This is a genomic window from Zarconia navalis LEGE 11467, from assembly GCF_015207075.1.
Taxonomy (GTDB): domain Bacteria; phylum Cyanobacteriota; class Cyanobacteriia; order Cyanobacteriales; family Geitlerinemataceae; genus Zarconia; species Zarconia navalis.
In genome coordinates, this window is sequence record NZ_JADEXN010000293.1 from 1 (window position 1) to 6,709 (window position 6,709).

Here is a 6,709-nt window from a genome sequence, read left to right on the forward strand (position 1 = left end):
ACGGGGGTTGGAGTCGAGGATGCGATCTGCTCTGCGGGTGTGGGGGGGCGGCTGGAGTGCGGGTGATGCCGAACCGATGGAGGTGCGCTAGAAGTAGGCTGGGGAGGCGACAACCGATGGGGTTCGAGAAACAGTTGGGGAGATGCAAACGAAGTCCCCGGTCGATCCGTTAGGCTTATGTTTGGCTTGGATTCGGGACGATGGGGGCTTTTTTTGACTAAATCTTTGAGGTTGAGCTGACAAAATTTAGGTAATTGGGCAATGTCTTGGAGTTCGATGAATTGGTAAGCCCCTTCGCGCACGGATAGTAACGTCTCGATGGCTTCTTTGGCAATCGCTTCGACAAGCTTTGCCGCTTGTTCGGCATTTAGGTAGTGATTTTGAACTAACCAGCAGATTGCCTTGTAATCTGAAGGTCGATCGCTCGGAGTGTTTTGAGGCGAGCCAAATAGCCATCGAATTTGTCCCCGCATCACGCTTGTTGGAACCTGGGGGGTCAGGTTACATAAGTGGCGATCGAGACGCTCGAACGGCTCGATCGAATTTGTGGCATAGATCGGTCCTCCACTCTCTAAATAAACCAACCAAGTTACCGATCCGTCATAGACCTGCAATCCTCCCCGATACTGACGCTCGATAGATTTCGCCAATAAACTTAGAGGGTAAAGTTTTTGAAAGGGTTGGTAGCAAGTCATAAATCTGCATCCTGGCCGACTGCTTTATTTCTTTGGGTCGCGATCGAATGGTAGATATTGCGAATCGTACCCCGTATCGTAGCTGGAGATCGCGAGTTTTTGACTCCCTTTTTTAACTTGCGATGCTCCCTCAAATATCTATAGTGAGAACTCTGGCAAATTGCTCGAACTAAGAACAACCAATTGGCGACCTTAACACCATTTCAAGAGATTGGTTACGTCGATGCTAAGTACGATGGCAGATAGCATCAGTAGCAATTTATCACTATTTGCGAGGTCTCGCGACGATTGAAATCTCTTTTCAGTAATATCACTGAATATAGTTTTTATATCCGTGTTATTACGTAAGTCAATCGACGTTACTGAATTTGAACTTTGCTAGAAATTTAGCAGACTTTTAGAGATTCAAAACATTATTTATAAAATCTTTAAATAATGTTTGCTTTGTTTATCCAAGCTTAATGAAGTTCTGGAGTACGTAAATAGACTGAAGTTTGTCAGGGTCGGCAAACTTTAAAAATCACCTTTATTTTGTGTATCGAACTTCATTATCGAACTCAATTTACGACCCAATGAAAAATATTTTCTTAAAAAACAAAGCATCCGAACACGAGATTACTTTCCAATTGTTGAATTAAATAATTAGAGCAGCATAGATCTATTTTATTTTTAGAATAAAAAATAGTTTCAGACCGTTGCCTGGATTACAAATTAAAAAATCTTAAACTAATGACGATCGAGATTTTGATGGTCGATTGTTATGATTTGTACTCCACCACAGAAATGACGATAAGCAATCGGTTGAGTTGGGGCGGAGCCGAGAAAATCAATCTCTTGGGCGATCGCTTTTACCCGAGCGAGATCTGGGATGGTCGGCGATCCGTTTACTTCATCTTCCGATACAGTAAGGAGGACTAACATTCGCGTCCTTCGATATTGAGTATGTCCTTCGTGACGTTTATACTGGGACTCGCTGTGGGAATGAGCTTTTTCCTGTGGCTGCGCTTTACGGTCGAGCGACAACTTCGACAGTTGCTAGCCAGCTTGGATTCCTCTATCCCGGACGATTCGATGTCTCTTTGGTCGCAGTTACGCCGAGGTATTGCTGTCGATCGTTACGAAAGAGAGGACTTAGAACGTTCTGTAGAATATTGGCAGCAAATTCTGCTAGATGCGCCGTTTGGGTATTTGCAAGTCGATGAAGACAATCAACTTTGCTGGTGCAATGACAAAGCCCGATCTCTGTTGAAAATAGATCGTTGGAACTCTGGCGACTCTTGCTTGTTACTAAAGCTGGTGCGCTCCTACGAACTCGATCGAGCCATCGAACTGACTCGCGAACGCCAGCAACCCAAACAGCGAGATTGGACTTTCCATCCTGTGAATGCCAATGTCGAAAAGCCTAAACTACAGGATTCCCTCGCGTTGCGCAGCCATACATTTCCCCTTGCAGATGGATATGTCGGTGTATTTCTGGAAAATCGACAACCCATCACCGATCTCGCGAGATCGCGAGATCGGTGGCTATCCGATCTCACCCACGAACTCCGGACTCCCCTCACCTCTGTTCGCCTTGTTGTCGAGGCACTCCAAAGTCGAGTTGAGCCATCGGTGAAAAAGTGGGTCGATCGCCTCCTCGAAGAAAACGATCGCTTGATTAAACTCGTGGGAGACTGGTTAGAACTGAGCCAACTCGAAACCAACCCCAGCGATCGCCTAAATTGCAAGGATTTGGAACTCGAATCTCTGGTTCGATCGGTCTGGCAAACCCTAGAACCTCTTGCCCAACCCCAACAGATAAATCTAATTTGCTCCATTCCAACACCTTGTCGCATCGAAGCCGATAAATCCAAACTGTATCGAGTCTTTCTCAATCTCCTCGATAATAGTCTTCGCCACAGTCCCCCCAAAGCAGCGATCGAAGTGGAAGTTCTCGTGCCTGAAGGAAATCGACTCGAAATTAATATTATCGATGCTGGCTCGGGATTTTCCGAACTCGATCTCCCCCATCTTTTCGAGCGATTTTATCGAGGAGATCCCTCTCGAACCCGAGAGGCAAATTCGACAGTCAATGGCAGCGGATTGGGTTTGGCGATCGTCCAACAAATCGTCACCGCTCATGGTGGTTCGGTGGTTGCCAGAAATCATCCCGAAACCGGTGGTGCTTGGGTTCAAATCAAATTACCCATTAAATGTATTCATTCCTAATCGATCTCCTCAAATACACTCCATCTCAGTTTTTAAAAAACGTTAACCTCGAAATAAACGTGCTAGGTTAGAACGAAATAGAAATATCGTTGTTATATAAAAAGGTAATTTATTTGATGTGATTGTATATTCTGATACTCAAACTCCAGCTCGCCGTCCATTTCAGCGAGAATTAAATCGCGTGGAACGAGATATTTTGCGCATGGGAGCTTTAGTAGAGACCTCTTGTCGTTTGAGCCATCAAGCACTATGCGATCGAAATTTATCGGCTGCGAAAGCGATTCCCTCGCTCGATAAAAAAATAGATCGATATTATCGTCAAATTGAGGCAGATTGCGTATTATTGATGACATTACAAGCACCTGTTGCCCGCGATAGCCGACAGTTGGGGGCTTTCATGCAACTCGTGCGCGATCTCGAACGTATTGGCGATTATGCCAAGGATTTAGCCGAAATTTCAATTAAGCTATTTCCCTACCCCGAGCATAACTGTATGTCAAGAATTGCCATGATGTCTCAACAAGCGCAAGCCATGCTCGCCATGAGTCTAGAAGCATTAATTAATCTCGATGCAGAAGTGGGTTTGCAAATGAAAGAGAAAGATACGGCAGTCGATACGGCTTACGATACGCTTTATCAAACTCTTGCTCGCCAACGCGACTATCAAGGGGTTCTCGAACCAATTTTGCTGCTTGTTTTGGCAATTCGCCACTTAGAACGGATGGCCGACCATGCGACGAATATTGGTCGTCGAGTCGCTTATATCGTCACCGGTCATCGCCACTAGAAATTGCCCGTTATTGATGGCGATAGTAACTCAATGCATAGATTTGCGGAACTGGAATGATGGATGATGGTCTTGAGGAGTCAAACCTTCTTTCAATATTAAGTGTATGAGATTGATTTACCCAAAAGAGAAGAGAAGTATTGTCTTTCATCGAATCGGTCAACTGACCGATCCAGTTGGCAATCTCTCGAATTAGATAGCCATCGATAACTCCGATGGGGAGCGATCTGTTGGGAAATTTCTCGATCGAAAAGTTTTCTCTTTTTCGTGTCTGAAAATCAGACGGACTCCAAGTCACACCTTCATAATTTGCCGTGATTCTAATCTGAGCTTTGGAGTGCAAGCAATTCGAGAGTCGATCGATGACGAAAAAATAGGGTTCTCGATGATTTCTCAGTCCCGATAGATTCAGGATTTTAGCCAGTTCCCAACAGGTGTTAATTCTAATTCGACAGAAGTCTTAACCCAAGCATTACCCATCGATCGAGCAGACTTAGACTGGTTGCGATAACCTAGGATAAATATTTTTTCGATCGAGTGACCGATTCTCCATCTCAACCGGTTGGTATGCACCTAAAGCGTCGTAATTTTTTGCTCTTACTGGGGAGTGGTGCGAGTGCCATCGTCGCCAGCTCTGTTCCTGGATGCGACGGACGCAAGCCAAATCTCTCATCTACAGGGTCGTCGCCATCTCCATCTTCCTCTAAAACAGGTTTGAACTTGTCGGGGATCGATGAGATCGGGTTTCGTCCCGTCTCCGGCCCGATGCCGTTACCCCACGATCCCCGATCGCCATCGGAGCAAATTCAAGCTTATCAAGCCTATGAAGTTCTCGATGAGTTGGTTTTGCCAGAAGACTTTGAATATGAAGTCATTGCCACTTGGGGCGATCGAGTGGGCAATTCTCGTTTCGGATACAACAACGACTATCTCAGCTTTATCGAAACGGGAGAGAATCTGGGTTACCTAACCGTTAACTTCGAGTATATTAGCGGTCGAACCTGGATGGAAACATACAGTGAAGTTCTCGGCAAATCTCTACCCTTTGCCGAAGTTACTGCCGCCATCGACACATCCCCAATCAATGCCTATGCTTTACCCGATGGCGATCCTCTCAAAGCCAAAATTCAACAGATTTGCCAAGAAGCGCTCCTCGATCAAGGGTTGGGAGTCATTACCCTAAACCGCGACGATCGCGGAAAATGGGTGCGCCAACCTTCTCAGGCAGATCGTCGAGTCACGGGAATCTCGGGCTTAACCGATGAATGCTCTCTCAAAGCCACTGGTCCGGCTACAGCCGTTTTTCGCAAAACTCAGGGCCAAGGATACATCGACGGCTTGGGCGATCGCATTGTCGGTACCTTTGCCAATTGCGCCGGAGGTACGACCCCTTGGGGAACGGTTCTCAGTGCTGAAGAGAATTTCCAAGCCCAAGTTCCCGAACCGGTGTTCCCAGATGGAACTTCAGCCCAACCATCCCAACTACCGTTTTATATGGACGAGAAGAATATATACGGTCAGGGGAATGTGTTCGGACTCGCCGGAAATAAGTACGGCTGGATCGTTGAAATCGACCCCGCAAACCCCAATGACTGTGGTACCAAACACACTTGGTTGGGACGGTATCGTCACGAAGCCGTTGGCGTTCGCGTAGAAGCGGGAAAACCGATCGCATTTTATTCGGGATGCGATCGGCGGGGCGGTCATATCTACAAATTTGTCAGCCGCCAAAGCGCGAGCGATCCCCAGGATAAAGCTAACTCTCAACTCCTTGCCGATGGGACTCTATACGCTGCCAAGTTCCAACCCGACGGCACGGGAACTTGGATTCCTCTAGCCCCCACAACTCCAATCGACCCGGATTTCCCCAGCAATATTTGGGGAAATAGTATTTTATTGCCATCTCCTCCCGCAGGTGGTTACATCAAAGCCGAGCAAGATTATGGAATCAAAGGGTTTAAGGAACGCCTGAAAACTCTGGGAGATATATACACGGGAACCGAAGTCGAAAAGCAAGGAGCCATTCTCATTGATGCCCATTATGCGGCGAATGCTGTGGGTGCAACTTGTGCGGCTCGTCCCGAAGATACGGAAATTGCACCGGATGGCTCTCTTTATATTAGTTTTACCTCGGGTTCGCCGGGTGATAGTGGCGGCCCTGACAAGCGTATTTTTAAAACGCCGACGGGAGAACCCCACGAGTACGGCTGGATTATGCATCTGGTGGAAACCGATAACAATCCTGGGGCATTGAGCTTTACGTGGCAAATGATGGCTGCGGGAGGGGAACCGGCTCAGGGAGGTTGGGGATTTGCCAATCCCGATAATATCTTGCTCGACCCTCGCGGAAATCTCTGGATGGTTACAGATATGTCAACGAGTAAGATGAACCAGGTCGTACCGAGTCGCGTCGATCGAAGCGGTCAACCCATCGACCCCTCTAAGTTGTCCGGTACGTTTGGCAATAACTCTCTTTGGTATTTTCCCCTTCAGGGAGAGTCCGCAGGAGATGCTTACTTATTTGCGATCGGTCCGATGGAATGTGAGATGACCGGACCGTACTTCAGCCGAGATGGCTCGAGTCTATTTCTAGCGGTACAGCATCCAGGAGAATCTGGGGGAATCCGTCGCGATGGAGCGATCGAAACTCGCGAATTTGAAATGTTGACTCCCACTGGCGAAGGCTTTCGTCAAACTCGACAAGTGCCCATCGGCTCTAACTGGCCGGACTCCCAGGCAAATTCTTCACCCAAGCCATCGGTGGTTGCCATCTATCGTCGCGACCTCGGCTCGATCGTCTAAATCTCGCTCCTGTACTCCGAACATTGTTCTTTTGGCCTAAGCTATAAAATTTAGAAACCCTCAAACCCTTACGTAATAAGGGTTTGAGGGTTTCTCCAAAATATTTCCCAAAAAGGGTTGACAGGAATTGGGAGGGTCGTGTTATGTTAGTAAAGCGCTGAGGGGGACGAGAGGAACCCAAAGCCAACCGAACCTTCACAACTGAATCGTTTGAAAG

At 47.2% G+C, this 6,709-nt stretch carries 5 protein-coding genes; 3 read left to right on the forward strand and 2 right to left on the reverse strand.

Annotated features, from left to right (window positions below):
* Together IQ235_RS15010 and IQ235_RS15015 are read right to left on the reverse strand one after the other, a co-directional pair.
* On the reverse strand, window positions 1–695 hold a 695-nt coding region (locus IQ235_RS15010; RefSeq protein ID WP_405196685.1), incomplete at its 3' end, for a DUF4388 domain-containing protein.
* Between the two features lie 726 nt (window positions 696–1,421).
* Entirely contained in the window at window positions 1,422–1,616 is a 195-nt protein-coding gene (locus tag IQ235_RS15015) for a hypothetical protein (protein ID WP_264322254.1), read from the reverse strand.
* Between the two features lie 21 nt (window positions 1,617–1,637).
* On the opposite strand from IQ235_RS15015, the gene IQ235_RS15020 reads away from it, so the two are divergent.
* The 3 genes from IQ235_RS15020 to IQ235_RS15030 all read left to right on the forward strand — a co-directional run bounded on the left by IQ235_RS15020 (window position 1,638) and on the right by IQ235_RS15030 (window position 6,492).
* On the forward strand, window positions 1,638–2,903 hold the full coding sequence (locus tag IQ235_RS15020; protein ID WP_264322255.1) for a sensor histidine kinase: 1,266 nt from the start codon (window positions 1,638–1,640) through the stop codon (window positions 2,901–2,903).
* Between the two features lie 118 nt (window positions 2,904–3,021).
* Window positions 3,022–3,690 carry a phosphate signaling complex protein PhoU gene (phoU, locus tag IQ235_RS15025; protein WP_319592603.1) on the forward strand — a complete coding sequence of 223 codons (669 nt, stop codon included), beginning with the start codon at window positions 3,022–3,024 and terminating at the stop codon, window positions 3,688–3,690.
* 567 nt (window positions 3,691–4,257) lie between these two features.
* Window positions 4,258–6,492 carry a PhoX family protein gene (locus tag IQ235_RS15030; protein ID WP_264322257.1) on the forward strand — a complete coding sequence of 745 codons (2,235 nt, stop codon included), beginning with the start codon at window positions 4,258–4,260 and terminating at the stop codon, window positions 6,490–6,492.
* Window positions 6,493–6,709 lie beyond the last annotated feature (217 nt).